The sequence below is a fragment of the Rhizobium sp. NFR12 genome (assembly GCF_900108545.1).
Lineage (GTDB): Bacteria > Pseudomonadota > Alphaproteobacteria > Rhizobiales > Rhizobiaceae > Neorhizobium > Neorhizobium soli.
Genome location: NZ_FNWM01000001.1, coordinates 43,271 through 68,391 on the forward strand (window position 1 = coordinate 43,271; position 25,121 = coordinate 68,391).

Consider the following 25,121-nt stretch of genomic DNA (forward strand, 5'->3'; position numbering starts at 1 on the left):
GCGGCGCAAGCGTCGCGCGGCTTCCTATTCCAGGAGTTCTCATGCTTGATCCTGTATTGTCGGCGGATAAACCGCCTATTTTGGAAATGCGCGGCATTTCAAAAAGTTTTGGCGCCGTTAAGGCGCTTTCGGACGTGAGCTTTACCGTCAAGGAAGGCGAGATTCACGCCCTTGTCGGCGAAAACGGTGCCGGCAAGTCGACGCTGATGAAGGTGCTTTCGGGCGTGTACCCGCATGGTTCCTACGAAGGCTCGATCCTGTTCGACGGCGAGGAACGCCACTTCCGCGACATCAACGATTCCGAAAAGCTCGGTATCATCATCATTCACCAGGAGCTCGCGCTCATCCCGCTGATGTCGATTGCCGAGAACATCTTTCTCGCGAACGCGCCATCCAAGTACGGAGTGATCGACCGCGATGCTCGCTACATCCGCACGAAGGCCCTGCTCGCCAAGGTCGGTCTCGTTGCCGAGGTGCCCGAAACCCTCATCACCAACCTCGGTGTCGGCAAGCAGCAGCTGGTCGAGATCGCCAAGGCACTCTCCAAGGACGTGCGCCTGCTGATCCTCGACGAGCCGACCGCTTCGCTCAACGAAACCGACAGCGCAGCCCTGCTCGAACTCCTCAAGGAATTCCGCCGCAACGGCATTACCTCGATCATGATCAGCCACAAGCTGAACGAGATCTCGGAAGTTGCGGACCGCATCACCGTGCTGCGCGACGGTCGTACGGTCGGCACGCTTGACTGTCACGAAGGTCCGGTCGACGAGGACGAGATCGTCCGTCGCATGGTCGATCGCGATCTCGAAAGCCGTTACCCGAAGCGCGAGCCGAAGATCGGCGAGGTGATCTTCGAGGTCGACGACTGGTCCGTCCATCATCCGCAGCATTCGCACCGCAAGGTGGTCAAGAACGTGTCCATGAAGGTTCGGGCCGGCGAAGTCGTCGGCATTTCCGGCCTGATGGGATCCGGCCGCACCGAATTCGCGATGAGCGTGTTCGGTCGCGCCTATGGCCGCGATATTTCCGGCACCGTGAAGATCCATGGCAAGCCAGCGGATACCTCGGACGTGCACCGGGCGATCAAGGCGGGCCTTGCCTATGTCACCGAAGACCGCAAACATCTCGGGCTGATCCTGTCTGAGGACATCCGCAAGAATGTCTCGCTCGCGCACCTGGGCGGCGTTTCGTCACGCGGCGTGATCGACGACATCCGCGAAATGAAGGTTGCCCAGGAATTCCGCGACCGTATGCGGATCCGCAGCCATAACGTCTACCAGGAAACCGGCAAGCTTTCCGGCGGCAACCAGCAAAAGGTCGTGCTGTCGAAATGGCTGTTCACCAACCCGGACATCCTGATCCTGGACGAACCCACACGCGGCATCGACGTCGGCGCCAAGTACGAAATCTATTCCATCATCAACGAACTTGCGGATGCCGGTAAGGCAGTCATCGTGATCTCGTCCGAAATGCCCGAGCTCATCGGCATCTGCGACAGGATCATGGTCATGCACGAGGGCGAATTTGTCGGCGAAGTCGCCGGCGAAGAGGCAACGCAGGAAAATATCATGCGCGCTATCATGCGCCGCAAGGGGAGATAATTATGAGCACTCCGCAGGAAGCAATTACCGCTCCCAAGGCGGCGACAGGTTTCTGGAAGGAAAATCTTCGTGACTACGGGATGCTGATCTCGCTGGTCGTGATCGTCATCTTCTTCCAGGTCGCAACGGGGGGCGTTCTGCTGAAGCCGCTCAACATCACCAACATCGTTCTCCAGAACAGCTATATCGTCATCATGGCGCTCGGCATGCTGATGGTGATCGTGACCGGCCACATCGACCTTTCGGTCGGTTCGGTCGCCGGTTTCGTCGGCGCGGTCGCGGCGATGCTGATGGTGCAGTACAGCTTCGACTTTGTCACGGCGAGCATCATCTGCCTCGTACTCGGTGGCGTGATCGGCGCAATGCAGGGCTATTTCGTCGCCTATTTCAGGATTCCGTCCTTCATCGTGACGCTTGCCGGCATGCTGGTCTTCCGCGGGTTCATGATCGCGGTCCTTAGCGGCCGGTCGATCGGTCCCTTCGATCCGACCTTCCAGAAGCTGTCATCCGGCTTCATCCCGGAACTGATCTCCTCGACGGGCGGCCTTTATCTGACGTCCTTCATCATCGGCCTGGTACTGGCCGCCCTGATGGTCTGGCAGAACTTCAGAAGCCGCGCACGGCGTGTCGAGCATGGCGTCGAATCCGAGCCGATGGCTTTCTTCATCGGAAAGAACATCCTTGTCATGGCTGCCATCGGCTATGTCGCCTACCTGATCTCGTCGCACCGCGGCCTGCCCAACGTGCTGATCATCATGGCCGTGCTGATCGTCGCCTACGGCTTCTTCACCAACCGCACGATCATCGGACGGCAGATCTATGCGGTCGGTGGCAATGCCCGCGCAGCCGAACTGTCCGGCATCAAGACCGTGCGTCTGGTGTTCTGGACCTTCGTCAACATGGGTGTGCTGGCAGCGCTTGGCGGCCTCGTCGTTGCCGCTCGCCTCAACAGCGCGACCCCGAAGGCCGGCACAGGCTTCGAGCTCGACGTCATCGCGGCCTGCTTCATCGGCGGCGCCTCGGCTTACGGCGGCGTTGGCAAGGTCACGGGTGCCGTCATCGGCGCCTTCCTGATGGGCGTGATGAACAACGGCATGTCGATCCTCGGCATCGGCATCGACTATCAGCAGGTCATCAAGGGTCTGGTTCTGCTCGGCGCCGTCTGCGTCGACGTCTACAACCAGCGCCGTTGAACCCTCATCACAGAGAGACAGCGAAAGGCGGGAGCTTCAGCTTCCGCCTTTTTTATTGCGACGCCGATGCGCTAAACCCTTATTGAAAGTAGGCGAGCGCCTACGTAATGAGGGCGGCAACACAGACATATTATTGCCGCGATCGGGTCGCCTTAGCTGCCCGGCTCGTTCGGGGAGAAATCCCCGGCAATGCTTCAACAACCGGCATGACCATTGATGTCCACAGATCAGCAGAAGACCGGCCTCCGCGAGACGTTTGAAAACTATCGCGGCTATCTCGTTCCCTTCATCATCCTCGTGGTCTTCGGCTTCACGACGTTTGCGATCTACGATCTGACTACCGAAGTCAGTTATGACGACGTGCTTGCAGCGCTTGCGGCCACGAAGGCATCGTCCATCCTTCTCGCGATCTTCTTCACCGCGCTGAGTTTTGTTGCCCTGACCGGATACGACCTCAACGCACTCTCCTATATCGGCAAGAAGCTGCCACCGGTGCCGGTCGCGATGACCGCGTTCAGCGCCTACGCGGTTGGCAACACAGCCGGGTTCGGTGCCTTGAGCGGCGGCGCGATCCGGTTTCGCGGTTACTCGCGGCTGGGCCTCAGCCCCGACGACATCGGCCGCGTGATCGCCTTTGTCACGCTCGCCTTCGGGATCGGCCTGCTAGGGGTGACTGCGATCGCATCGCTTGTCACGGCGCCTCGGATCGGCAGCCTGCTCGGCATCGGCGAGGGCTGGGTGCGCGGCATTGCGGTTGCGATCATCGTGGTGCTCTCAGCGCTTGTCGTTGCCGGCTGGAATGGCCGCGAAGTGGCATTGGGCAGGCTGAAGCTGCGGCTTCCCGATACGAAAACCTCGTCGCAGCAGTTCCTGATCACGGCGCTCGATATCGCAGCCTCAGCGTCGGTTCTTTACGTGCTTCTGCCGCAGACGGATATCGGCTGGCCGTCGTTCCTGGCGATCTATGCCACAGCTGTCGGAGCCGGCGTTCTCAGCCACGTTCCGGCGGGGCTGGGCGTGTTCGAGACGATCATCGTTGCGGCGCTCGGAAGCACTGTCGATATCGATCAGGTTCTCGGCAGCCTTGTTCTCTATCGGGTCATCTATCACGTGCTGCCGCTTCTGGTCGCGACGCTGTTCGTGATCGGCATGGAGGTGCAGCAGCTTTCCAACCATCCGGTCGCCTCGACGCTGCGCAAGCTGGAATTCCGTCTGGCGCCGCTTCTGCTTGCCGCATTCGCGATGATCGCCGGTGCCATGCTGGTATTTTCGGGCGTCACGCCAACGCCGGATTCGGATCTCGATTTCCTCTATAACTATCTGCCGCTGCCGGTCGTCGAAGGTGCGCATTTTCTGTCCAGCATTCTCGGCATCGTTCTTTTTGCTTCGGCCCGCGGTGTTAGCCAGAGGCTCGACGGGGCGTGGTGGACGGCAACGGCTTGTACCGCGCTGGCTTTGCTGCTCGCCTTCGTGCGTGCGGTCGCGGTGTTTGAAGCGATCTTTCTGGTCATTCTGCTCGCCGGCCTGTTGCTCAGCGCCCGGCAGTTCACCCGTCCGGCGTCACTCCTCCGGCAGGTGCTGACGCCTGCATGGGTCGTGGCGATGCTGGTGCTGGTGGCGGCAGCGATAACAGTTCTTCTGTTCGTCTATCGCGAGGTGGATTACAGCCGCGAGCTCTGGTGGCAGTTCGAGTTTTCGGCAGAAGCGCCGCGTGGGCTTCGCGCGATCCTGGGTGTGGCGATCGTTGCGGGCACGATCGCGATTGCCAGCCTGTTGCGCCCGGCTGCGACCCGCACGGCGCACTCCACGCCGGAGGAGCTGGAGCGGGCGGTCTCGATCGTTCGGCAGCAGGACGTCGCGGACGCGAATGTCGTACGCATGGCCGACAAGCGGTTGATGTTTTCCGCAAACGGCAAGGCCTTCATCATGTACGGCATTCAGGGTCGTTCCTGGATCGCCTTGTTCGATCCGGTCGGCCCGGCGGAGGAAATCCCCGAACTGGTCTGGAGCTTCGTGGAAGAAGCGCGGGCCCAGGGCGGACGGGCGGTGTTTTACCAGATCTCGCCGGCGCTTCTGCCTTACTGCGCCGATGCCGGCATGCGAGCCGTCAAGCTCGGAGAACTGGCGATCGTCGATCTGGAGCGCTTCGATCTCAAGGGAAGTCGTCTCGCCGGTCTGCGCCAGGCAGTCAACAAGGGGCTTCGCGAGGGGCTCGAATTCGACGTTATCGAGCAGGCGGATGTGATGGGCTCGATCAAGGATCTGCGCCGGGTGTCCGATACCTGGCTCGCCGCCCACGAGACACGCGAGAAGACGTTTTCGCTCGGTGCCTTCCAGGATGCCTATGTGGCATCCCAGCCGGTGGCGGTGCTGCGCACGCAGGGAAAGATCGTTGCCTTTGCGACGCTGTCGCTGACCGAAACGAAGCAGGAGGCAACCGTCGACCTTATGCGGTTTGCGCCGGATGCGCCGAGAGGCTCGATGGATTTCCTGTTCGTCCGCTGCATGGAATATCTGCAGGCCGCCGGCTACCGGACCTTCAACCTCGGCATGGCGCCGCTTTCCGGCATGGCACAGAGGGAAGCCGCCCCTGTCTGGGACCGGATCGGCAGCGTGATCTTCGAACACGGCGAGCGCTTCTACAATTTCAAAGGCCTGAAGGCATTCAAAACCAAGTTTCACCCGCACTGGGAACCCCGCTATCTGGCGGTGGCAAGCGTCAGTCCTGCCATTGCGATGGTCGATGCGACGCTGCTGATTGGTGGGGGCTTGAGAGGAGTGGTCGGAAAATGATGATGCTGTCCCGAATTCTCGCCGTCGGCATTCTGCTGGCCGGTGCCGGTTTCGCCTCCGCTCAGCAGCCTGCTTCCGAGCAAACCGGTTCGCAGACGGATGACTACAAGACCGGCATGATCGTCTCGCCGCATATCACTCTGCCCGCCGACAAGGATCTGAAGGCGATGGTCTTCCTGATCTCGAAGGGCGCAGGCTGGGGTGCCGAGGAAGAAAGCCAGGCCAAGGCGCTTGTCGATCAGGGGGCGGCGGTGGTCGGTATCGATTATCCCTCCTACATCGCGTCGCTCGCCAAGGATGACGGCGACTGTATCTACATGGTTTCCGATATCGAAGACCTGTCGCAGCAGGTGCAGCGCCGGATCGGCAATGCCAGTTACCGGCATCCGATCATTGCCGGCATCGGGGATGGCGCAGCGCTTGCGCTCGGCATGATCGCGCAGAGCCCGTTTGCGACGATCTCGAAAGCCATCGCAGTCGATCCGACGGCCGGCATTCCGCTCGAAAAGGTTCTCTGCACCCCCGCGACCAAGGAAAAGGCCGGCGACCGGACGATCTACGGCTTTACCGATGGAAAGCTGCCGGCCGACGTGACGATCGGCTTGACCGATGCGGCCGATGCCGCCGGCAAGGACCACGCCACCAGCCTCAAGGCTGGATGGCCGGATCTTGAGCTTAAGGATGTATCCGCGCCTGCAACTGAAGCGCTCGCTGATCTTCTCGATACTGCGATTGAAGGCGACGGCAATAGCGATCAACTCGATCTGCCAGTAACGGTCCTGGAGACGAAACCGACACTCGACACGATGGCGGTTGTCTATTCCGGCGATGGCGGATGGCGTGATATCGACAGCGAGCTCGGCGGTTATCTGCAGGCCCAAGGAGTACCTGTGGTCGGGGTGGATTCGCTGCGGTATTTCTGGAAGGAACGCACGCCGCAGGAAACGGCGGATGATCTCGTCAAGATCATCGACACGTACCGGCGCCAGTGGAACGTGAAAAACGTGGTGCTGATCGGCTATTCCTTCGGAGCCGACATCCTGCCGGCGACCTTCAACGTTCTGCCGGCTGCGACCAAAGCGAGGGTGAAACAGATTTCGCTGCTGGCGCTGTCGAAAGAGGTCGATTTCGAGATCTCCGTTACCGGTTGGCTTGGTGTTGCCGGTGAGGGCAAGAACGGCGACAGCATTTCCGATATCGCCAAGATCGATCCGCATGTCGTGCAGTGCCTTTATGGTACCGACGAAGACGACGATCCGTGCCCGACGCTGAAACCGCAGGGTATCGAGACGGTCGGCATCGAAGGCGGACACCATTTCGATGAAGATTACGAGGGGCTTGGAAAGCTCATTCTTGATAGCCTCCACAAGCGGCTGACCAAGTAGAAGCCGTTTTCCCGCGAAGAAATCACCTTCCCGTGAGCTGGTTCGTGAGTTGGGGCTTGATTTCTGCGGCTCTCAAGATAAATCTCAGCGCACCAGGACCGGGCCCCTCTGGCAGTTCGCAGGAACTGTGATGTCGGACTGGATTGTTCAACTTCAGGTGCCTGGTGTTTGTGGGGGTCGTCACTCGACCTTGACGGCAATCGAATGGATAGCGGTGAATTTCCGCCCGTAATTCGTCGCCCCTCTCCACGACATGGGTGCTCCGTATTGAAAGATCGGGTACCAAATGATGGAATTCTTTACGCCGGAGGCACTGTCCGCCCTCGCGCAAGTAATCATGATCGACCTTGTTCTGGCGGGTGACAACGCAATCGTCATCGGCCTCGCCGCCGCCGGCCTGCCCAAGGATCAGCGCGCCAAGGCGATCCTGATCGGTATCATTGCCGCCACCGTGCTGCGTATCGGTTTTGCGCTTGCCACGACCCAGCTTCTGCAGATCGTCGGCCTGCTTCTTGCCGGTGGTGTCCTGCTTCTGTGGGTCTGCTGGAAGATGTGGCGCGAGCTGCGCACCCCGCACAGCCATGAGGACGATGCCGAAAATGTCGTCTCGAAGGCCGTCGAGGAAGGCGAGAACGCGTCCGTCAGCGGTGCGCCACGCAAGACCTTCGCCCAGGCTGCCTGGCAGATCGTCATCGCCGACGTTTCCATGTCGCTCGACAACGTTCTGGCCGTTGCCGGTGCCGCACACGAACATCCCGAAGTGCTGATCTTCGGCCTCATTCTTTCGATCGCCTTGATGGGTATCGCGGCAAGCTTCATCGCCCGCCTGCTCAACAAGCATCGCTGGATTGCCTATGTCGGTCTGGTCGTCATCCTCTACGTTTCGCTGGAGATGATCTACCGCGGCGTTCTGGAAGTCATGCCTTACATCAACGGCTGAGTGCACAAGACCCTGCGGCGGTTTTTCCGCCGCGGGGTCCCTCAGGCAAAGCGGGCGCGCAGTCGCGTCAGGCTGGCCTGAACGGGCTTTGAAAGCCCAATGATCGCCCGTCTCGCGGCAGGCTCAACTGTTCTTGCGATGATCATCGCGACAGCCAACAATCCCCCAATCAACAAAGCCAGAATGGCGAAGCGATTGTCCGACGTGCCGAAATTGGCAAAGGCGGCATAGCCGATATTCTGATGCAGAAGGTAAAGCGGATAGGTCAGCCCGCCGAGCGAGATCGCGAGCCCTCTCTTGATCGGCAGTGTCGGCGCGTAGATCGCGATCGTCACGGCCGCAAGCGCCAGCGGCCCCATCGCGGCCAGGCCCGCGGTATTTCTCCCGAAACCGTACAGGGAAATGAATTCCGGCTCCGTTATGAACGGTGCAGCAATGGCCCAGCTGGCTGCGAGGCTGAGCACTGCAAAGCTTGCCCGGGAGTTTTCCAGTCGCGTCCGAAACAGCGCCAATCCGAAGGCAAAATAGCCTGAATACTGGGTGATCAGCAGTTTCTGCAGCACGACGCTTTGCAGCGCTGTCTCGTTCAGCACCGAAATGGCAAGCCAGACCGTGACGATGAGACGCCAGTGCGACTTCAACAGGCCTGTTGCGAGAGCGACGAAGATCCAGCCGTAGAAGATGATCTCGTAGGCGATCGTCCAGTATGCTCCGTCGAGGAAGGGTTGGCCGAATACGCGCGACAGGATCACGAGATGGGCCAGCCATTGCCGCACCGTCGGGGCACTGAGCGCCGGGACCGGCCAGATCGACAGGACGACGGCGGTGATGGTGGCGCAGACGACGAATGTCGGCCAGAGCCTTGCAAACCGTCCAGCGGCAAAATCAAAGGCCGATCGACCTTCTGCCGACATCATGATGACGTAGCCGGAGATGGCAAAGAAGATCAGCAGGCCGATATCGAACCACTTGGCTATCGGCGCGAGCTCCGGAAAGCCGATCCCGGCGCCTTCTCCGGTGATCCGCATGCGAAAACCGTAGTGGAAGAACAGGACGAGCAGGGCCGAGACCAGCCGGAGCAGATCGAGGTTCAAGAGCCGCACAGGCTTTGCTTCCGTCATCACAGCCTCCCGGCAACCGCAACATCGCTACAGCGTATCGCGGCCGCGTTGGGAAAGCGTGAATGAGGCCGGCTACTCTTGCCGCTTTACCGGAATGTGGCTCCCAGCCTCTATCGGGAAGTCCGTTCTCGTCTATAACCGATTGATCGCGGTTATCCGGAGCGGGAGGCTCATGACGGTTTTTCTTTGCAATGCCTGTAGCACATCCTATCCCGATCGTGCCGAATCACCCGCTTCTTGCCCGATCTGCCTCGACGACCGGCAATATGTCCCGGCTTCCGGCCAGGCGTGGGTTTCCGCTGAAAAGCTTGCGCAGGGGCATGCCAATAGCTGGCTCGAACTCGAGCCTGGCCTCCTTTCCATCCGTACCGTTCCCGCGTTTGCTATCGGCCAGCGGGCGCTTCTGGTGCAGACACCGTCCGGAAACATCCTCTGGGATTGTATCGCGCTCCTCGACGACGCGACGAAGACGCTGGTCAAATCGCTGGGCGGGTTGAGCGCCATCGCGATCTCCCATCCGCACTATTACTCAACCATGCAAGATTGGGCCGAGGCCTTCGATTGCCCGATCTATATCCACGCTCTGGACAGCCAGTGGATCCAGCGTCCGTCCGATCACGTCCGCCTGTGGGACGAGGATGCGCTCGTCCTGTCTTCTTCCGCGACGCTTGTCCATGCCGGCGGTCATTTCGCTGGCGGAACTGTGATGCACTGGACAGCGCCGGATGGAACAGGCGTGCTCTTGGCCGGTGACATTGTGCAGGTGACGCCGGGGGCCGACCGGGTTTCCTTTATGTGGAGCTATCCCAACATGATGCCGCTCAGCGCAGCTGAGGTGGCGGATGTCGCGGAACGGCTGGCGGCCTGGCCGTTCGAGCGGATCTACGGAGCCTTCGCCAAACAGGATATCCGCGGCAACGGCCAGGCGATCGTCGCGCGCTCGGCAAAAGACTATATCGCGCGGATTTCAGCCAGCGCAGGTTGACGCTCGTTCATCCATTCCGCGCTGGCTCTGATACCACCCAGCGGGAAGACGTGGATCTGCTCGATCAAGCTTTGCGGGTTGCGAGCCTTGTAGTCGGCGATTTCAGTCAGGAATTCGGTCGGCTCGTAGGGTACCAGGAGTTTGGAGATGTCCATGGCCCGCTTCTGGATGACGCTGATCGACGGGCCGACACCACAGGTGAGGGCGAATTTGATCAGCGTCTGAAGCTTGGTCGGTCCCGCGACGCCGAGATGGATCGGCATGCGGACGCCGGTTGCGGCGATGCGCTCCGCCCACAGGATCACCGGCCGCGAATCGAAGGCGAACTGGGTGACGATGGCAAGCTTCGCATCGGTGCTTTCGGAATAGATCTGCTTGAACTTCAAGGCTTCGTCGACAAGCTTGGTCGTGCCGTCGAGGTCGATATCCCTGTTGCCTTCGGGATGGCCGGCGACATGCAGGCGCTTGAAGCCGTGACGGTCGAAGATGCCGGTTTCGATCAGCTGCAGCGAACTGTTGAGAGCGCCAGCAGGACGCGACAGACCGCCGCCGAGGACGAGCGCCTGGTCCACACCTGCCTCGGTGTGATATCGGCTTACCCAGTCGTCGAGCATGGCGCGGCTCTCGATGCTGCGGGCCGGAATGTGCGGCATGACCTCGAAGCCATCTTCACGCAGCCGTCTCGCCGTCTTCACCATATCGTCGATTGGTGTGCCGTCGATATGGGCGATATAGACCCGAGTGTTTGCGGGCAGCAGCGTCGTGAAGTCGTCGATCTTGGCCGCGGTGCGCGGCATCACCTCGATCGAGTATCCCTCGACCAGGGACTTGAGCGAGGCGGGCTCCGGCGCTTTGTCCTGCTGCCTGCCTCTGAACAAGTTCAACAATGCCATGCCGCTACTCCCACCCTGCCACAATGGCGCTCGCCGCTTTCCGGCGAGCTGACAGAGGTTTCTTCTTGCATGACTTCTGATGCGAGAGATTTCTCTCTGCGTCAACTTCAAGCTCAATTCCGTGATAATGCCGACAGCTGCCGGCATTATCAGTGCATCTTAGGCGTTCAAGCGGCCGAGGCAGCCTTCTTCTTAGCAATACGAGCGCGGATCGATTCGACATCGGCGCGCGGCGTCGCCTTGAACAGGGTCTGGGTGTATTCGTGCTTCGGCGCGGAGAACACCTCTTCGCGGGTGCCGTATTCGACCGCCTCGCCGAAATACATCACCATCACCTCGTCGGCGATGTAGCGCACGACGGAAAGGTCGTGGCTGATGAAGACGTAGGTGAGGTTGAACTCGTCCTGCAGGTCGGCCAGCAGGTTCAGAACCTGTGCCTGAACCGAAAGATCGAGCGCCGAGACGGGTTCGTCGAGCACGAGAAGCTTCGGGTTCATCATCAGCGCACGGGCGATCGCGATGCGCTGGCGCTGGCCGCCGGAGAACATGTGCGGATAGCGGTTGTAGTGTTCCGGACCCAAGCCGACCTTGATCAGCATCTCGGTTGCGCGATCGCGCCGCTCGGATGCCGGCATCGAGGTGTTGATCGCCAGCGGTTCGCCGAGAACGTCGCCAATCTTCTGGCGCGGGTTGAGCGAACCATAGGGGTTCTGGAACACGATCTGCACCTTCTGGCGCATTTCTGATGTCAGGTGGCCGGGACGCGTATCCATCTTCTGGCCGTCGATGATCAGTTCGCCGGCCGTCGGTTCGTCGATGAAGGTGATCATGCGGGCAAGCGTGGACTTGCCGCAGCCGCTTTCGCCGACGATTGCCAGCGTCTTGCCGCGTTCAAGCTTGAAGGAAACGCCCTTGACCGCATGCACGGTCTTTTTCGGCTTCATGAAGCCAGCCGGCAGTTCGTAGTCGCGCTTGATGTCGCGCACTTCCAGCATGATGTCGGTGTTGGTCATATCGGTCATGCATTCACTCCCGAAGGCTGGTCCGGATTGCCGTCGAAAAAGGCGGAGACGGTGGTCAGTCGGTCACCCGTCGCGTTTTCCGGCAGGGCTGCGAGAAGCGCCTTGGTATAGTTGCTCTGCGGGTTCTCAAACAGCGAAAGCACGTCGGCTTCCTCCATCTTGCGGCCCTTGTACTGCACCACGACCCGGTCGGCCGTTTCGGCAACCACGCCCATGTCGTGGGTGATCATGATCAGGCCCATGCCGGTGCGGGTCTGCAGGTCCATGATCAGGTCGAGGATCTGCTTCTGGATGGTGACGTCGAGTGCCGTCGTCGGTTCGTCGGCGATCAACAGCTTCGGGTCGCAGGCAATCGCGATGGCGATCATCACGCGCTGACACTGGCCGCCCGACATCTGGTGCGGAAAGCTGTTCAGCCGTTCCGCTGGGTCCGGCAAGCCGACCAGCTTGAACAGTTCGATGGCGCGGGCGCGGCGGGCTTGTCTGTCGAGGCCGAGGTGGATGCGCAGCACTTCCTCGATCTGGAAGCCGACCGTGAAGCAAGGGTTGAGGCTTGCCACCGGCTCCTGGAAGATCATCGCGATATCCTTGCCGATCAGCTTGCGACGATCGGCAGGGCTCAGTTTCTGGAAGTCCTTGCCTTCAAACAGCATGCGGTCGGCGGTGATCTTCGCCGTCCACGGCAGAAGCCCCATGACGGCCAGCATCGAAACGGACTTGCCGGAGCCGCTTTCGCCGACGATGGCGAGCACTTCGCCCTTTTCGACCGTGATCGAGACGCCGTCGACGGCCCGGAACCAGCCGGTCGCGGTTTCGAACTCAACGGTGAGATTGTCGATTTGCAGAAGCGCCATGATCAGGACCTCTTCAGTTTCGGGTCAAGCGCATCGCGCAGGCCGTCGCCCATCAGGTTGATGGCAAGAACGGTGATGAGAATTGCAAGGCCGGGGAAGGTGACGACCCACCAGGCGCGCAGGATGAACTCGCGTGCTTCGGCCAGCATCGTGCCCCATTCGGGCGCCGGCGGCTGTGCGCCCATGCCGAGGAAGCCCAGCGCTGCTGCATCGAGGATCGCGTTCGAGAAGGACAAGGTCGCCTGGACGATGAGCGGTCCGGTGCAGTTCGGCAGGATGGTGCGGAACATCAGACGGATCGGACCGGCGCCGGCGATGCGGGCAGCGGTGACGTAATCCTTCGTCTTCTCTTCCATGACGGCGGCGCGGGTCAGTCGCACGAAATGCGGCTGCAGGGTGAGCGCGATCGCGATCATGCCGTTGGTGAGGCTGGGCCCCAGGATTGCGACCAGAACCAGCGCCAGAAGCAACGACGGAAACGCCAGGATGATGTCCATCAGGCGCATGATCACCGTATCGATCCAGCCGCGATAGTAGCCCGCGATCAGGCCGACGAGAATGCCGCCGAGCAGCGACAGCGTCGTCACGAACAGGCCGATGAACAGCGAATACTGTGCGCCGTAGATCAGGCGCGAAAGAATGTCGCGACCGACAGGGTCTGTTCCGAGAAGAAAGCTCCAGCTGCCGCCTTCGGCCCATACCGGCGGCCGCAGCACGGCGTCACGATACTGTTCGAACGGTGAATGCGGGGCAATCACCGGAGCGAGGACGGCTACGACGACGAGAGCGATGAAAACGAACAGGCCGATGACGGCACCGCGGTTTTCGGAAAAGTAGAACCAGAACTCCTTGAGCATCTGGCGGCGCATCTGCCCGGTCGTGACGATCTCTGGCGTCTTGGCGGTTATTGCATCTGCCATGGGATTTTTCTCCTTCTTATCTCGGCGGATCAGTGGCGGATACGGGGATTGATGAGGCCGTACATGAGGTCGACGATGAGGTTGACCGTCATGATGATCGCCGCGATCAGAAGCAGGCCACCCTGGATGACCGGGTAGTCGCGACGGAAGACGCTATCGACCATCCACTTGCCGATGCCCGGCCAGGAGAAGATCGTCTCGGTCAGGATCGCGCCCGCAAGCATGACGCCGATCTGCAGGCCGATGGTGGTGATGACCGGGATCATCGCGTTGCGCAGCGCATGCACGCCGACGACGCGGAACGGCGACAGGCCCTTGGCGCGGGCGGTACGCACGTAGTCTTCGGACAGCACTTCCAGCATGGCCGAGCGGGTCTGGCGGGCGATGACGGCAAGCGGGATGGTGGCAAGCACGATCGACGGCAGCGCCAGATGGCTGATGGCCGAGGAGAAGGCACCCTTTTGCCCGGACAGCAGCGAGTCGATCAGCATGAAGCCGGTGACCTGCGGGAAGTAGAACATAAGCGAGATGCGACCCGAAACCGGGAACCACTGCAACGTGCCGGAAAACAGAATGATCAGAAGCAGGCCCCACCAGAAGATCGGCATCGAATAGCCGACCAGCGCGATGCCCATCAGACCCTGGTCAAAGATCGAACCCCGCTTCATGGCGGCGATGACGCCGGCGGGAATGCCGAGCGCAACGGCGATGATCATTGCGCAGATGGACAGCTCGACGGTCGCTGGAAACAGCGCCCAGAACTGGTCGAGGATCGGCTTCTTGGAGACGATCGAGGAGCCGAAGTCACCCGTCAGCACGCCGCCGAGATAATCGAAATACTGGATGACCATCGGGCGGTCCATGCCAAGCTGGGCGCTGATCTGCGCATGCCGCTCGGGCGACATGACGCGCTCGCCGGACAACAGCATGACCGGATCGCCCGGCAGGAGCCGGATGAAGGAAAAGGCGATGATCGAGACCCCGAGGAAGGTCGGGATCAGCACGGCGAGGCGCCGCAGTAGCAAACCAAACATTGTAAGCCTTTGTGGAAGGGGCTCCGGTCGATTTCAGACCGTGTCAAGCCACGAACCGAGCCATTTCGGCGTCGCGCCGCATTTTTGGGCGTCTCATAAGAAAATGCCGCGGGAAACGCAACGCTCCCCGCGGCAAAAAGTTGTGATTAGGCTGGATTACTCAGCGATATCGACGGTCTCGAACGTAAAGTCGCCAAGCGGGCTCTGGGTAAAGCCGGTCACACCCTTTGCCATCGGGACGATAGCAAGCGAGTGATCGAGGGTTGCCCAAGGTGCTTCCTTCTTGAAGACGACCTGCGCCTGCTCATAGAGCTTGGTGCGCTCGGCCATGTCGGACGTGACCTTGGCCTTCTTCACCAGTTCGTCGAACTCCTTGTTGCACCACTGAGCGCGGTTGTTGCCGCCGACGGCGTCACAACCCAGCAGGGTGTCGAGGAAGTTGTCCGGGTCACCGTTGTCGCCGGTCCAGCCGAGCATGGCAGCACCGTCGCGGTCCTTTGCCTTCGAACGCTGCAGGTATTCTGCCCATTCGTAGGAAACGATCTCGACCTTGACGCCGATCTTGGCGAAATCGTCCTGGATGATTTCAGCAGCGCGGCGCGCGTTCAGCATGTAGGGACGCGAAACCGGCATCGCCCAGACCTTCATGGAGAGGTCCTTGACGCCAGCATCGGCCAGCATCTTCTTGGCGGCTTCGAGATCGTATGTGTCGTCCTTGACGGAGTTGTTGTAGGACCACATTGTCGGCGGGATCGGGTTGGTCGCAGGCGTTGCCATGCCCTGGAAGACGGCGTCGACGATCGCGTTCTTGTTGATCGCCTTGTTGAGCGCGATGCGCACTTCCGGCTTGTCGAACGGAGCCTGGGTCGTGTTGTAGGCGAGGTAGGCGATGTTGAGGCCTTCCTGCTCCAGAACCTGGAGGTTCGGGTCCGACTTCATCGACTGGACGTCAGCGGCGTTCGGGAAAGGCATCAGGTGGCATTCGCCGGCCTTGAGCTTCTGGTAACGAACGGCAGCGTCGCTGGTGATCGCGAAGACGAGGTCGTCGATCTTCGGAGCGGTGCCCCAGTAATCGGCGTTCTTCTTGAAGCGGATGATGGCATCCTGCTGGTAGGCGACGAAGGTGAACGGACCAGTGCCAACCGGGTTCTGGTTCAGCTGTTCCTTCTTGCCGTCCTTGTCGAGGCTGTCTGCGTATTCCTTCGACAGGATCGAAGCGAAAGGCATGGCCAGGTTGGCGAGGAAAGGTGCTTCCGGACGGTTCAGCGTCATCTTCACGGTCAGGTCATCGACCTTTTCGATCGACTTGATAAGCTTCGGGAAGCCCATGCCGTCGGCATATTCCCAGGAAGCGCCGTTGATGTACTTGTTCCAGGCGTTCTTCTCGTCGATCTGACGACCAATGGAGAAGATCACGTCATCGGCATTCAGCGCGCGCGTCGGGGTGAAGAATTCCGTGGTCTGGAACTTCACGTTCGGGCGCAGCTTGAATGTGTAGACGGTGCCGTCGGACGAAATGTCCCAGCTCTCGGCAAGACCGGCTTCCGGCTGCGTCGTGCCAGGCTTGAATTCGAGCAGGCGGTTGTAGATCGGGTGGGCCGAAGCGTCGAACGTCGTGCCGGCGGTGTACATGCCGGGGTCGAAGCCTTCTGGCGAGCCTTCGGAGCAATACACGAAGGTCTTGGCGTTCGCAGCGCCTGCGAAAATTGTTGCCGACAGCAGGGCTGTGGCAAGGGCGAGCTTGTATTTCATATCGGTCTCCCAATGACCTTGAGCCGGCTAACTGCCAGGCTAGGCCGTGTTTTGAATTTGATGATACGCTTACGTGCGCGTCAATCCTGCTTGTGTGTCTCACCTCCTGGTCGCAAATCTTTTGTTTGCTGACCGTATTCTTCAGTCTTCGACGGATCTCCGATACCTTTTCGGCACTCAACCCACGTTTTCTCGAATTGACGACGGATTTCCAAGTATTCGGCTTTCATGAGCATGAACTCACGGCGTCGGCCTTATTTACGCAAAATTGTTATCGTCTTCTGCGGTATCCTTGGTCTTCCTGTGACGTCGGGCGCGAGCATAGCGATTATGATGCACTTGTCGAGATACCAAGTTTCACGCGTTGCGTTGCCGAGCGCGGCGTGTTGATTTTTTCAGCCGCGCTTATTTTTTAAGCTGCCGGTCCATTGTCATTGGGCGGGAAACGGTTAGGGTTTGGCGCCTTCAGGACCGAATGCTTGATCGAGGCGCATATTATGACGACCGTAAATTCCAATCTTCCCCACATCTTAACTCTTATCGACCGCAAGACCGAGGTTTTCCGGGAGCTGTCCGACCGCGTCTGGGAGACGCCGGAAACCTGCTACATGGAAACCCTGTCCGCGGCAGCGCATCGGGAAATGCTGGAAACGCAAGGGTTCCGGATCACCGATAACGTGGCCGGCATTCCGACCGCGCTGATCGGCGAGGCTGGGGAAGGTGGACCGGTGATTGCCTTTCTCGGGGAGTTCGACGCTCTTGCAGGGTTGAGCCAGAAGGCGGGCGAAACCGCTTACGATCCGATCACTGCCGGCGCAAACGGCCATGGCTGCGGCCATAATCTTCTCGGTTCCGCCTCGCTTCTTGCCGCAACGGCTCTCAAGGATTGGCTCGAAGCCAACGGAACGCCGGGCCGCGTGCGCTATTACGGCTGCCCGGCGGAAGAGGGCGGGGCTGCCAAAGCGTTCATGGTGCAGTCCGGTGCGTTTGAAGATGTCGATATCGCCATCAGCTGGCACCCCAGCAATTTCGCGGGCGTGCAGCGCGAGACCTCGCTTGCCAATTGCCGGGTCGATTTCACCTTTACCGGGCGTGCGGCGCATGCCGCGGCGGTTCCGGAACTTGGCCGCAGTGCGCTCGATGCCGTCGAGTTGATGAGTGTCGGCGTCAACTATATGCGCGAGCACATGCCATCCGATTGCCGCATCCACTACGCGGTTCTCGACAGCGGCGGCATTTCGCCGAACGTCGTCCAGGCGCATGCCAAGGTCCGCTATGTCATTCGCGCACCCGAACTGCCAGGCCTGCTGCCTCTGATCGAGCGGGTCAAGAAGGTCGCGGAAGGTGCGGCGCTGATGACCGAAACGAAGGTGGAAAGCACGATCCTTGCCGGCGTTTCCAACCTCGTCGTCAACACACCGCTGATGGACGCGATGCAGGATGTCTGGGAAAGCCTCGGCCCGCCGCCTTTTGATGCCGCCGACCAGGAATTTGCGGCCAAGATCCGTGCAACGCTGACGCCGGAGGATATTGCGGCGAGCTGGCGCCAGGAGCGGCTTGACGAACGCGATGTTCCCCTGGCGGATTTCGTGCTTCCGGCGCATGGCGAGCTTCGTCAGATGGGCGGCTCGACCGATGTCGGCGATGTCAGCTGGGTGGTGCCGACCGTTCAGGCCTATGGCGCAACGCTTGCCATCGGAACCCAGCTTCATACCTGGCAGGTCGTCGCGCAAGGCAAGAGCGAGCTTGCCCACAAGGGCATGGTGTCCGTTGCCAAGGCAATGGCCGCCACGGGTCTTGCAGCGCTGGAAAGCGAGCAGCTGCGCGAGGCCGCCTGGGCGGACCTGAAAAAGCGGCTGAAAGGCCAGGCCTATATCAGCCCGATGCCTGCCGGTACCGAGCCGCCGGTCGCCGCAATGACGGTGAAGTGAACATGTAAGCCGTCGTGTCAACTATTTCGAACGGAGAAGTTCTTGGACAGTGTTTTGCGCTGTCCAAGATCGGCGTTTCGCCGTAAGAATGACGCCAAAATCAGTCAGGTGCAGAGGAGGCCCTTCGTGACGGTACAGCCCAATTCCATGGAAGCCCGCGACAAGGCTTATCACATGCACTCCTACACGAACGCCCGCGCTCTGGAGCGCGACGGTGCGCTCGTGATGGAACGCGGCGAAGGCATCTACGTCTACGACAACAACGGCAAGAAATATATCGAAGGCATGTCCGGCCTCTGGAGCGTCGCTGTCGGCTTTGGTGAAAACCGGCTGGTCGAGGCCGCCACGCGGCAGATGAGCAAGCTGCCCTATTACCATACGTTCACATCGCGGGCGAACGGCCCGTCGATCGAGCTTGCCGAAAAGCTGGTGCAGATGGCGCCGGTGCCGATGTCGAAGGCGTTTTTCACGAATTCGGGTTCGGAAGCCAACGATACGGCCATCAAGATGATCTGGTACCGGTCGAACGCCATGGGCAAGCCGGAGAAGAAGAAGATCATCTCCCGGATCAAGGGCTATCACGGCGTGACCGCCGTTTCCGCGAGCCTGACCGGTCTGCCGAACAACCACCGGTCGTTCGATCTGCCGCTGCCCGGCATCTTCCACACATCCTGCCCGCATTACCGCGCCTTCAAGCTTGAGGGCGAGAGCGAGGCTGCCTTCGTCGAACGGTGTGCCAAAGAACTCGAGGACCTGATCCTGCGCGAAGGCCCCGAAACCGTCGCAGCCTTTATCGGCGAGCCGGTGATGGGTGCTGGCGGCGTGATCGTGCCGCCTGCCGGTTATTGGCCGGCCATCCAGGCCATCCTCAAGAAATACGACATCCTGTTCATCGCCGACGAGGTGATCTGCGGCTTTGGCCGCACCGGCAATATGTTCGGAACGCAAACCTTCGATCTGCAACCGGATTTCATGACGCTGTCGAAGCAGATCTCCTCGTCCTACCAGCCGATCTCGGCGCTTCTCATCAACGAGAACGTCTACGCCCCGATCGCGGACGAATCCGCGAAGATCGGCACGTTCGGACACGGCGTCACCGCCGCCGGCCACCCGGTCGCGGCAGCCGTCGCGCTTGAGAATATCGCGATCATCGAAGAGCGCGATCTGGTCGGAAACGTCCGGGCGCTTGCGCCAAAATTCCAGTCGCGCCTGAAGGAACTCGAAGGTCATCCGCTGGCGATCGAAGCGCGCGGCATCGGTCTCATCGGTGCACTCGAACTTGCTCCGCGCGAAGGGTTTGCCACCGGTCAGCTCGGCCCGAAACTGTTTTCGATCATGGTCGAGAAGGGGCTGATCAGCCGTGCGATCGGCGACTCGCTGGCGCTTTGCCCACCTCTCATCATCAACGAGTCTCAGCTGGATGTGCTGTTCGACACATTCGAAGCGTCGCTCGACGTGCTGAAAAAGCAGCTCGACGCCTGATGTCATCAGGAGCCGGGCTAACCTTTGTCCGGCTCCGATTGCCCAAAGCGATGGGGCGCATATATTCGCCTCATGCTTGACCTCTTCCATACCTACTGGCCGCACATCCTGTTCGTGTTTTCGCTCGTTGCCGGCACGGCAGCCGCTATCCATGCGGCCATGACGAAGGAAGAGGTGCGCTCGGCGATTGGCTGGGTCGGCATCATCGTCCTGTCGCCCATCATCGGCGCGTCGCTCTATATGCTTGCCGGCGTCAATCGCATCCGCCGAACGGTCATCAGTGACCGCCGCGCGCTGCTGCAGGGCCGCGAGTGGGCGCATTTTGCCTCCTACGACGCGACAGATGCACTGATCATCAAGGATTTTGGTCACCGGTTCCGCGCGATGAAGACGCTCGGAGACCGGGTTACTTCCCATCACCTCACATCCGGAAATTCCATTCTTTCGCTGGATACCGGCGACGCCGCCTATGCCGCCATGCTGGGTGCGATCCGCAAGGCGAAGAAGAGCGTCATTCTGGAAACCTACATCTTCGATCGGGACAGGATCGGACGTCAGTTTGTCGAGGCCCTGACCGCGGCGGTAAAGCGTGGTGTGGAAGTGCGTGTGCTGATCGATGCGGTCGGCGCCCGCTACTCGGTTCCAAGCGTACTCGGCATGCTGCGCGATGGCGGCGTCGGGGTCAGCGTCTTCAACGGCAACGTCATCGTCGGCTTGCGGCTGCCTTACGCAAACCTTCGAACCCACCGCAAGATCCTGGTCGTGGATGGCCGCGTCGCGTTTACCGGCGGCATCAACATTCGCGAAAGTTTCTCGAGCGAATTCAATGGCGATGGGTTTTCGCTCGATACGCATTTCAAGGTTACCGGGCCATTGGTGGCCGACCTTTTTGCCGTTGCCGCAGCCGACTGGCAGTTCACCACGGGCGAGACATTGGAAGATGATGCGTGGGAGCTTGTCGCGCCCGCGGCGGAACCCGGCAAGGCGGTCATTGCCCGGGTCGTTTCGACCGGACCGGACCGTAGTGTCGAGACCAACCACAAGATGCTGATGGGCGCATTTTCCGTCGCCCGGTCATCGATCCGCATCGTGTCGCCCTATTTTCTGCCGGACCGGGAGCTGATTACCGCGCTGGTTACGGCGGCAAGGCGCGGTGTGCGGGTTGATATCGTCGTGCCCGGCGCGAACAACCTGACGCTTGTCGATCGTGCGATGACGGCGCAGTTCGACCAGATGCTGAAGAACTACTGCCGTATCTGGCGGGCAAGCGGCGCTTTCAATCATTCCAAGCTTCTGACCGTCGACAGCCGCTGGTCCTATGTGGGGTCTTCCAATCTCGACCCGCGTTCGCTGCGGCTGAATTTCGAGGTGGATCTGGAAGTGCTGGACGAGGCTTTTGCGCGAACTTTGGAACGAAGGATAGACTTGATGATTTCCTCTTCGACCGAGGTGACGCTTCACAGCCTGAGATCACGGCCGTTTCCCGTTCGCCTGATCGAGAAAGTTCTTTGGTTGGGATCGCCCTATCTTTAAACCGGCAAGACCGAAGCGCGATATCATGCATCAGAAACGTCCCAACCTTCCGGCCAGCATCCTGGCATCGATCAAGGCCCGCAAGAACCGGGGCGAAGGCGTTCATTCCGTGCATGACAGAGACAGCGGCATGCTGATCGCCTCCTACAACGTGCATAAATGCGTCGGCATCGACCGCAAGTTCGATCCGGCCCGTATCGCTCACGTGATCCGCGAAATCGGCGCGGATGTGATTGCTCTGCAGGAGGCGGACAGCCGGTTTGGCGAACGTCGGGGACTGCTTGATCTTGGCTGGATGGAGCGTGAAACGGGGCTGCTTCCGGTGCCGATCTCCGGCGTCGCCAAGGCGCATGGCTGGCACGGCAATGTGATCTTTTTCCGCGAAGGTCTCGTCCGCGACGTGCATCAGGTCAAACTGCCGGGGCTGGAGCCGCGCGGGGCGCTGATCACCGAACTCGAGATGAAGGATGGCAGCACACTTCGCGTGATTGCGGCGCATCTTGGTCTTCTCAACCGGTCGCGTCAGCAGCAGGCGCGCATGCTGCTCGACATCGTCGGCTCCCGCGACGAGCATCCGACAGTGCTGATGGGCGATCTCAACGAGTGGCGGCTGGGTGACCGCTCGGCGCTCAACACACTCGCTACCGTATTCGGCCTGCCGCCGGCGGTTCCAAGCTTTCCGTCGCGCCTGCCGGTGCTGGCACTCGATCGGATCATGGCGAACCGGCCGGGCCTGATCGAGAGGGTCGTGACCCATGACACGCCGCTTGCGCGGCTCGCGTCCGACCATCTTCCAATCAAGACGGTGGTGAAACTCGGTTCAACGGCTGAAGGATAGCGGCACTTGTCGGTCCTCGGCATCTTTACGCCTGCAGTATCGGCGAATAGGTTCGGTGTCTCGCCTGTTCGTCCCCAAGGATTTCCCGATGACCGATATTGCTATGATCGAAGCCGCGCGCGGCCGTCTTTCCGGCCATGCCCGCCGCACGCCGCTTCTGTCCTCGTCATTTCTGGATGACATCGCCGGGCGGCGCATCTTCGTGAAACCCGAATGCCTGCAGCAGACCGGCTCGTTCAAGTTCCGTGGCGCGTGGTCGGCAATTTCGTATCTTCCGGCGGACGTTCGCGCGAAGGGCGTTATCGCCTTTTCGTCCGGGAACCATGCGCAGGGCGTGGCGCTGGCGGCCAGGATGCATGGCATTCCGGCCGTCATCATCATGCCCGCCGATGCGCCGCGCATCAAAATTGAAAACACGCGGGCCTACGGCGCCGAAGTGGTGCTCTACGATCGCGCCAGGGAGGATCGTGACGAGATCGGCCGGCAGCTTTCCAGCGAAAGAGGCCTGACCCTCATCAAGCCATTCGACGAACCGCTTGTCATCGCCGGGCAGGGGACGGCAGGTCTGGAAATCGCCGAACAGGCTGCGGAAGAGGGGATCACGCAGGCCAGTGTTCTGGTGCCGACCGGCGGGGGCGGCTTCATATCCGGGATTTCGCTGGCGCTCGAAGCACGTGCACCGGGCTTTACCGTGCATCCCTGCGAACCTGAAGGCTTTGACGATGTGACCCGTTCGCTTGCGAGCGGAACGATCCAGAAGAACGCCACACAATCAGGTTCGCTCTGCGACGCGATCGTCACGCCGCAGCCTGGCACGATTACCTTTCCGATCATGTCGCGTCTCTGCGGCCCGGGCATAGTGGTGACGGAAGATGAAGCGCTGCATGCGGTGGCGCTTGCCTTCAACCGTCTGAAGATCGTCGTTGAACCGGGCGGCGCGGTTGCGCTGGCGGCGGCGCTTTTCTATGGCGAGAGCCTTGGCGAGACGGTGATTGCGGTCTGCTCGGGCGGCAATATCGACCCGGACGTTTTCCGCCTGGCGCTCGACAGGTTTGCCGCCTGAGGTCTCGTTTTAGGCCGCAGGCATAATAAACCGTTAACCGGCACGTTGGGGCGTTAAGAAAAAAGTATTTTCCAAGGAACGTGGTGCTCAGGAGAAAGTTATCTCTATCAGCTTGGTAGAGTTAAGCTAAACTACATGGGAAGAGACACAAAACCGGGAGGTTCGCATGCAGCCGATCCAGCATCATACTCGGGCATTCCCTCACCGCGCCGCGGGCGTCGTCAGCAGGTGGCAGTGGGTAGCATATGCAGGCCTTGTGACTGCCGCCTTCGTGTTCATCGGGGCAGTCACGCTCGGTATTCTCGCCTGACACGTATCCGAAATTCAAGGTTTCAATAGCAACGAAGCCTTCCGATCCGCGCCCGGATCGGAAGGCTTATTGTTTCAGCCCTGTGTCGTCGGCAGATAGGCTTCGGCCAGTTCCACCCAGAAATTCGTCCCGATCGGCAAGGCGTCGTCGTTAAAGTCAAATTTCGGATGATGGAGCGGGGGATCGTTCTTGGTTCTTGCGGTGCCTAAGAAGAAATAGGTGCCTGGCCTCTCTGCAAGGAAATAACCGAAGTCCTCGGCGCCCATCATCGGCCGTTCGATTTCTGCAAGGTTTTCCGGGCCGACTACCTTCTTCGCCAGGTCCCTGACAAAGTCCGTCTCCGCTTTGTGGTTGACGGTCGCATCGTAGCCGCGGGTATATTCGATCGTCGCTGTCATGCCGTAGCTTTCCGCCTGGCCAACTGCTACACCGCGGATCCGTTCCTCCAGCTTGTCTCGCACGGCAGGGTCGAAGGACCGGATGGTGATAACCATTTCTGCCCGCTCCGGAATGACATTGCTGGCGATGCCGGCGTTGAAGGCGCCGACCGTGACGACGGCCGGATCGAGTGGATGGATGTTGCGAGAAACGACAGTCTGCAGCGCCATGATGATGCTGGCGCCGGCGACGATCGGGTCTGCGGCATCCTGAGGTTCGGCGCCATGGCCGCCGCGGCCGTTGACGACGATACGGCATTCGTCGACCGCCGCCATGATAGGCCCTTCCTTGACGAAGATCTTGCCGAAGGGCAGGCTCGGGTCATTGTGCAGGCCGAAGACGGCGTCGCAGGGAAAGCGATCGAACAGTCCGTCCTCCATCATAAGCCTGGCGCCGCCGAAATTTTCTTCTGCCGGCTGGAAGATCAGATTGAGTGTGCCGTCGAAGTTTTTGCGCTGTGCGAGTATCTTTGCGGCACCCAGAAGCATGGCGGTATGGCCATCGTGACCGCAGGCATGCATGACGCCCTTGTTGAGGCTGGCATAGTCCGCGCCGGTTTCTTCCTCGATCGGAAGCGCGTCGATATCGGCGCGAATGCCGACCGATCGATCGCTCGATCCGTTCTTCAGGGTCGCAACGATGCCGGTCTTGCCGAGGCCGCGGGTGACGGCGTAACCGAATTCCTCAAGCTTTGCCGCGATATAGTCCGAAGTGGTGAATTCTGAGAGGCCAAGTTCGGGATGCTGATGCAGAAAGCGGCGGGTTGCCACAACTTCGCTCATGTCGTTGGTAAACTTGATCGTCATCGTTCCATCACCCTATCTGCCTGCAAACGCGTCCAAGCTGCTCACTCGTATCGTTCACGTTTAGCAGTGCCATCATCGTTCAGGCAAATGAACAGCCTCGCATTCAGCATTTATTCAGGCTGTTGGCCCTAGAGCCGACAATGTCTTACTGCGTGAGCAGATGCGATAGCGATTGATCCACGATTTGCAATATAAGGATCGCTCTCTATCTCATGCTTCGCATCTTA

Annotated in this window: 19 protein-coding genes; 11 read left to right on the forward strand and 8 right to left on the reverse strand. The window is 60.3% G+C overall.

Annotation, left to right across the window (positions count from 1 at the left end; translation table 11 throughout):
- Positions 1-41: 41 nt before the first annotated feature.
- The 5 genes from mmsA to BLW69_RS00240 all read left to right on the forward strand — a co-directional run bounded on the left by mmsA (position 42) and on the right by BLW69_RS00240 (position 7,912).
- A complete protein-coding gene (mmsA, locus tag BLW69_RS00220) occupies positions 42-1,601 on the forward strand; it encodes a multiple monosaccharide ABC transporter ATP-binding protein (protein WP_062462117.1) in 1,560 nt (519 codons plus the stop codon).
- A gap of 2 nt (positions 1,602-1,603) precedes the next feature.
- Positions 1,604-2,794, forward strand: coding sequence for a multiple monosaccharide ABC transporter permease (gene mmsB, locus BLW69_RS00225; RefSeq protein WP_062462120.1), 1,191 nt, complete (start codon positions 1,604-1,606; stop codon positions 2,792-2,794).
- A 216-nt stretch (positions 2,795-3,010) separates the two neighbouring features.
- A complete protein-coding gene (gene mprF / locus BLW69_RS00230; RefSeq protein ID WP_092660907.1) occupies positions 3,011-5,587 on the forward strand; it encodes a bifunctional lysylphosphatidylglycerol flippase/synthetase MprF in 2,577 nt (858 codons plus the stop codon).
- The gene (locus BLW69_RS00235; protein ID WP_175487233.1) at positions 5,584-6,972 is read left to right on the forward strand and encodes a virulence factor family protein; all 1,389 of its coding nucleotides are present in this window, start codon (positions 5,584-5,586) and stop codon (positions 6,970-6,972) included. Before mprF ends, BLW69_RS00235 begins: the two co-directional genes overlap by 4 nt.
- Before the next feature lie 286 nt (positions 6,973-7,258).
- Positions 7,259-7,912: a TerC family protein gene (locus BLW69_RS00240; RefSeq protein ID WP_062462125.1), complete on the forward strand. Its 654-nt coding sequence runs from the start codon at positions 7,259-7,261 to the stop codon at positions 7,910-7,912.
- A 41-nt stretch (positions 7,913-7,953) separates the two neighbouring features.
- On the opposite strand, the gene BLW69_RS00245 is transcribed toward BLW69_RS00240, so the two are convergent.
- The gene (locus tag BLW69_RS00245; protein WP_092659190.1) at positions 7,954-9,033 is read right to left on the reverse strand and encodes an acyltransferase family protein; all 1,080 of its coding nucleotides are present in this window, start codon (positions 9,031-9,033) and stop codon (positions 7,954-7,956) included.
- Between the two features lie 172 nt (positions 9,034-9,205).
- Between BLW69_RS00245 and BLW69_RS00250 the strand changes: the two genes are divergently transcribed.
- Positions 9,206-10,018, forward strand: coding sequence for an MBL fold metallo-hydrolase (locus tag BLW69_RS00250; RefSeq protein WP_092659192.1), 813 nt, complete (start codon positions 9,206-9,208; stop codon positions 10,016-10,018).
- Here BLW69_RS00250 and BLW69_RS00255 read toward each other — a convergent pair.
- The 6 genes from BLW69_RS00255 to BLW69_RS00280 form a co-directional block, all read right to left on the reverse strand.
- A complete protein-coding gene (locus tag BLW69_RS00255; protein ID WP_092659194.1) occupies positions 9,985-10,911 on the reverse strand; it encodes a methylenetetrahydrofolate reductase in 927 nt (308 codons plus the stop codon). The two genes, BLW69_RS00250 and BLW69_RS00255, sit on opposite strands and share 34 nt — an antisense overlap.
- A gap of 167 nt (positions 10,912-11,078) precedes the next feature.
- Positions 11,079-11,924 carry a dipeptide ABC transporter ATP-binding protein gene (locus BLW69_RS00260; protein ID WP_062462611.1) on the reverse strand — a complete coding sequence of 282 codons (846 nt, stop codon included), beginning with the start codon at positions 11,922-11,924 and terminating at the stop codon, positions 11,079-11,081.
- Between the two features lie 5 nt (positions 11,925-11,929).
- Positions 11,930-12,787: an ABC transporter ATP-binding protein gene (locus BLW69_RS00265; protein WP_082471963.1), complete on the reverse strand. Its 858-nt coding sequence runs from the start codon at positions 12,785-12,787 to the stop codon at positions 11,930-11,932.
- Positions 12,788-12,789: 2 nt separating this feature from the next.
- Positions 12,790-13,707: an ABC transporter permease subunit gene (locus tag BLW69_RS00270; protein WP_062462138.1), complete on the reverse strand. Its 918-nt coding sequence runs from the start codon at positions 13,705-13,707 to the stop codon at positions 12,790-12,792.
- 29 nt (positions 13,708-13,736) lie between these two features.
- Positions 13,737-14,741 carry an ABC transporter permease subunit gene (locus BLW69_RS00275; protein WP_062462141.1) on the reverse strand — a complete coding sequence of 335 codons (1,005 nt, stop codon included), beginning with the start codon at positions 14,739-14,741 and terminating at the stop codon, positions 13,737-13,739.
- Between the two features lie 156 nt (positions 14,742-14,897).
- The gene (locus BLW69_RS00280; protein ID WP_062581538.1) at positions 14,898-16,493 is read right to left on the reverse strand and encodes an ABC transporter substrate-binding protein; all 1,596 of its coding nucleotides are present in this window, start codon (positions 16,491-16,493) and stop codon (positions 14,898-14,900) included.
- Positions 16,494-16,990: 497 nt separating this feature from the next.
- Here BLW69_RS00280 and BLW69_RS00285 point away from each other — a divergent pair, with 497 nt between their 5' ends.
- The 5 genes from BLW69_RS00285 to BLW69_RS00305 all read left to right on the forward strand — a co-directional run bounded on the left by BLW69_RS00285 (position 16,991) and on the right by BLW69_RS00305 (position 23,340).
- Positions 16,991-18,424, forward strand: a complete 1,434-nt coding sequence (locus tag BLW69_RS00285; RefSeq protein ID WP_092660909.1) for a M20 family metallopeptidase — start codon at positions 16,991-16,993, stop codon at positions 18,422-18,424.
- A gap of 126 nt (positions 18,425-18,550) precedes the next feature.
- Positions 18,551-19,906 carry an aspartate aminotransferase family protein gene (locus BLW69_RS00290; protein WP_092659196.1) on the forward strand — a complete coding sequence of 452 codons (1,356 nt, stop codon included), beginning with the start codon at positions 18,551-18,553 and terminating at the stop codon, positions 19,904-19,906.
- Positions 19,907-19,978: 72 nt separating this feature from the next.
- Positions 19,979-21,439 (forward strand): phospholipase D-like domain-containing protein, encoded by a 1,461-nt coding sequence (locus BLW69_RS00295; protein ID WP_092659198.1) that lies wholly within the window; start codon positions 19,979-19,981, stop codon positions 21,437-21,439.
- A 25-nt stretch (positions 21,440-21,464) separates the two neighbouring features.
- Positions 21,465-22,277 (forward strand): endonuclease/exonuclease/phosphatase family protein, encoded by an 813-nt coding sequence (locus tag BLW69_RS00300; RefSeq protein ID WP_092659200.1) that lies wholly within the window; start codon positions 21,465-21,467, stop codon positions 22,275-22,277.
- Positions 22,278-22,365: 88 nt separating this feature from the next.
- Positions 22,366-23,340 (forward strand): threonine ammonia-lyase, encoded by a 975-nt coding sequence (locus tag BLW69_RS00305; RefSeq protein WP_092660911.1) that lies wholly within the window; start codon positions 22,366-22,368, stop codon positions 23,338-23,340.
- Between the two features lie 384 nt (positions 23,341-23,724).
- Here BLW69_RS00305 and BLW69_RS00310 read toward each other — a convergent pair whose 3' ends face one another.
- On the reverse strand, positions 23,725-24,894 hold the full coding sequence (locus tag BLW69_RS00310) for a M20 aminoacylase family protein (protein WP_244508713.1): 1,170 nt from the start codon (positions 24,892-24,894) through the stop codon (positions 23,725-23,727).
- Between the last annotated feature and the right edge of the window lie 227 nt (positions 24,895-25,121).

Excerpts from the sequence above, each read along its gene's own strand:
- BLW69_RS00235 (WP_175487233.1), top strand. The coding sequence starts at position 5,584 with ATGATGATGCTGTCCCGAATTCTCGCCGTCGGCATTCTGCTGGCCGGT.
- BLW69_RS00260 (WP_062462611.1), bottom strand. The coding sequence starts at position 11,924 with ATGACCAACACCGACATCATGCTGGAAGTGCGCGACATCAAGCGCGAC.
- BLW69_RS00270 (WP_062462138.1), bottom strand. The coding sequence starts at position 13,707 with ATGGCAGATGCAATAACCGCCAAGACGCCAGAGATCGTCACGACCGGG.
- BLW69_RS00250 (WP_092659192.1), top strand. The coding sequence starts at position 9,206 with ATGACGGTTTTTCTTTGCAATGCCTGTAGCACATCCTATCCCGATCGT.
- BLW69_RS00275 (WP_062462141.1), bottom strand. The coding sequence starts at position 14,741 with ATGTTTGGTTTGCTACTGCGGCGCCTCGCCGTGCTGATCCCGACCTTC.
- BLW69_RS00245 (WP_092659190.1), bottom strand. The coding sequence starts at position 9,033 with ATGACGGAAGCAAAGCCTGTGCGGCTCTTGAACCTCGATCTGCTCCGG.
- BLW69_RS00265 (WP_082471963.1), bottom strand. The coding sequence starts at position 12,787 with ATGGCGCTTCTGCAAATCGACAATCTCACCGTTGAGTTCGAAACCGCG.
- BLW69_RS00255 (WP_092659194.1), bottom strand. The coding sequence starts at position 10,911 with ATGGCATTGTTGAACTTGTTCAGAGGCAGGCAGCAGGACAAAGCGCCG.
- BLW69_RS00310 (WP_244508713.1), bottom strand. The coding sequence starts at position 24,894 with ATGACGATCAAGTTTACCAACGACATGAGCGAAGTTGTGGCAACCCGC.
- BLW69_RS00305 (WP_092660911.1), top strand. The coding sequence starts at position 22,366 with ATGACCGATATTGCTATGATCGAAGCCGCGCGCGGCCGTCTTTCCGGC.
- BLW69_RS00295 (WP_092659198.1), top strand. The coding sequence starts at position 19,979 with ATGCTTGACCTCTTCCATACCTACTGGCCGCACATCCTGTTCGTGTTT.
- BLW69_RS00280 (WP_062581538.1), bottom strand. The coding sequence starts at position 16,493 with ATGAAATACAAGCTCGCCCTTGCCACAGCCCTGCTGTCGGCAACAATT.
- mmsA (WP_062462117.1), top strand. The coding sequence starts at position 42 with ATGCTTGATCCTGTATTGTCGGCGGATAAACCGCCTATTTTGGAAATG.
- BLW69_RS00300 (WP_092659200.1), top strand. The coding sequence starts at position 21,465 with ATGCATCAGAAACGTCCCAACCTTCCGGCCAGCATCCTGGCATCGATC.
- mprF (WP_092660907.1), top strand. The coding sequence starts at position 3,011 with ATGTCCACAGATCAGCAGAAGACCGGCCTCCGCGAGACGTTTGAAAAC.
- BLW69_RS00285 (WP_092660909.1), top strand. The coding sequence starts at position 16,991 with ATGACGACCGTAAATTCCAATCTTCCCCACATCTTAACTCTTATCGAC.
- mmsB (WP_062462120.1), top strand. The coding sequence starts at position 1,604 with ATGAGCACTCCGCAGGAAGCAATTACCGCTCCCAAGGCGGCGACAGGT.
- BLW69_RS00240 (WP_062462125.1), top strand. The coding sequence starts at position 7,259 with ATGATGGAATTCTTTACGCCGGAGGCACTGTCCGCCCTCGCGCAAGTA.